This window comes from Mesorhizobium sp. M2A.F.Ca.ET.067.02.1.1 (genome assembly GCF_004023285.1).
Lineage (GTDB): Bacteria > Pseudomonadota > Alphaproteobacteria > Rhizobiales > Rhizobiaceae > Mesorhizobium.
In genome coordinates this window covers 1-2,489 of sequence record NZ_RZSB01000825.1, presented here as the reverse complement: position 1 = coordinate 2,489, position 2,489 = coordinate 1, and the positions used below count along the sequence as shown (strand labels likewise).

General features: G+C 66.6%; 1 protein-coding gene and 2 pseudogenes. All 3 read left to right on the top strand.

The annotated features are described in order from the left end of the window. A pseudogene (locus EOA28_RS32345) lies at nt 1–714 on the top strand (amidohydrolase); the annotation flags it as partial. A 32-nt stretch (nt 715–746) separates the two neighbouring features. Beyond that, entirely contained in the window at nt 747–1,679 is a 933-nt protein-coding gene (locus tag EOA28_RS32340) for a dimethylarginine dimethylaminohydrolase family protein (protein WP_127251871.1), read from the top strand. A 169-nt stretch (nt 1,680–1,848) separates the two neighbouring features. Then, nucleotides 1,849–2,489 (top strand): annotated as a pseudogene (locus tag EOA28_RS32335) (3-keto-5-aminohexanoate cleavage protein); the annotation flags it as partial.

Genomic DNA, 2,489 nt, shown 5'->3' with positions numbered 1-2,489 from the left:
GCCATGGCCGAACAGGTGACCGCGGTGCTCGACCGTAACGCCGAAGCCGCTGCCAGGATGAGCGGCTGCCGCTACGAGCGTCATTGGGTCTCGAAGTCGCGGCCGGGGCTCGCCAACCACGCCATGGCCGATATCACCTATCAGGCGCTCTCCACTGTCGGCGCGCCGCAATGGAACGAAGAGGCGAGGGCGATCGGGCGCGAGGTCCAGGTCAATGCCGGCGGCGAGGCGACCGAAAACCCGTTCATCGACGAGCTGGAGCGGCTTATCGCGCCGCAGGAGGCCGAGGCGATCCTGCGCCGCGACCTGCCGCCCTCGCAGGTGAACTCCACCTCCGACGACTACACCGACATGAGCTGGCACGCGCCGACATCGCGTTTCTACATCGCCCGCCCGGCGCTGCGCGCGGCCAAGGGCCATGTCTATCCATCCTGGGCGATGAACGCGCTGGGCGGCATCTCCGCCACCATCGATCCGATGGTCACCTGCGCCGCCAAGACGGTCGCGCTGACGGCACTGCGCCTGCTGGAGGACAAGGCCGCGCGCGATGCCGCGATGGACGAGTTCGTCAGGCGGACCGGCGGCGGCATCGGCGGCTCGAACTGGATCGCGCCGCTCTGCGACTATGAACCGCCGATCAACTTCCGCTGGCCGGAATATGTCACCACGCCGCGTGGGCGCGACTGGTGGATCCCGGCCGCTTCCACCGCATGACCCATCAACAAAACAGTCCAGAGGAGAACCCCATGACCGTCCATGACCGCATCGTCGCCGAGCCCTTCTCGCTGCAGCGCCGCAACCCCAATGGCGGCACCAAGCCGCTGACCGCCTGGGGCTTCGCCAACGAGACCGATGTGCTGACTGACGTGCTGCTCGGCTCGCCGAACTTCCTGCGCCACCTGTCGACCAGCTCGCTATCCAGGAAACATCTGCGCGAGGCGCCTTGCAACGTCCAGATCGCGCAGGCGCAGCACAAGGACCTCGTCGCAGCCTATGAGCATTTCGGCGTCAACATCCACTGGCATGAGCCGACGCCGGAACTGCCGATGCAGGTCTATTCGCGCGACTCCAGCGTCATGACGCCCTACGGCGCCTTCATCACCGCCATGGCCAACTGGTGGCGGCGCGGCGAGAACTACGCCGCCATCCGCACCTATGAGAAGCTCGGCATCCCGATCTACGACATGGTGACGGCCGGCACCTTCGAGGGCGGCGACTTCAACGTCATCGAGGACGGCGTTGTGCTGATCGGCTGCGGCGGCGCCCGCACCCAGGAAGAAGGCGCCCGCCAGGTGAAGGAATGGTTCGACAAGGAAGGCTGGGAGACGCGTCTCGCCTTCATCGACGAGTACTATGTCCATATCGACCTGATGGTGGTGCCGATCGCGGAAAAGCTTACCGCCGTCTGCCTCGCCTGCACCGAGCCCGGCATTGTCGACTGGCTCAAGGGCAAGGGCCACGAGATCATCGACGTGCCCTTCCAGGACACGATGGCGCTCGGCTGCAACTTCATGTCGCTCGGCAAGGACAGGGTGATCGCGCCGACCTCCAGCAAGACCTTGATCGGCCAGTTGAAGGCGCGCGGCTTCGAGGTCGCAGCCGTCGACATGAGCGAGATCTCCAAGACCGGCGGCGGCATCCACTGCATGGCGCAGGCGCTGAAGCGCGTGCCGGCGTAAGGGGCTTTCAAGGGCCGAAACCACCGAAGGGGATGCTTACCCCCTGGCTGTCGGGCCAGGGGGATTTCTCCTTTGTTGGCCCGGCCTGTCAGGAGACTTCGCCATATCCGTTCCGATCATCCTGGCCCTGCGCTAGGCTCCCTCCAGCCGAAACAGGATTGCCGCAAAGATGATCGTCCAGGCTTGCATCAACGGCGCCCGTCCCGCCGACTTCCATCCCGCATTGCCGCTCGATCCAGAAGCTATGGCGCGCGACGCTGCGGCCTCAGTCGGAGCGGCGCGGCAGAGCTGCATGTCCATGCGCGTGGCGCCGACGGCCAAGAGAGCCTTGTGCCGGAGGCGATGGATAGGACGGTCGCAGCGCTCCGCAGAGCCTGTCCGGGCACGCTGATCGGCGTCTCCACCGGCGCCTGGATCGAGAAGGACGATCTGCGCACGCTGGTCGCCATCTCCGGCTGGCGCGAGCTGCCCGACTACGCATCGGTCAATCTCAGCGAGGCGGCGGCGCCCGAGGTGATGGAGGCCCTGCGCGGCCGCGGCGTCGGCATCGAGGCGGGGCTGGCCTCGATCGGCGACGCGCTCAGGCTTGCCAGTCTCGACCATGGCGGGCGGGTGCTGCGCGTGCTGATCGAGATTTCCGAACAGGCGCTGGACGAAGCCTTCGCCGTCGCCCACGGCATCCAAAAGGTGCTGCAGCGCGAGGGTATCCGCCGCTCGATCCTGCTGCATGGCGAGAACGCGACCGTGTGGCCTTTTGTTCAGCGGGCGGCGCTGCGGAAATTCTCGACGCGGGTTGGGCTGGAGGACGGG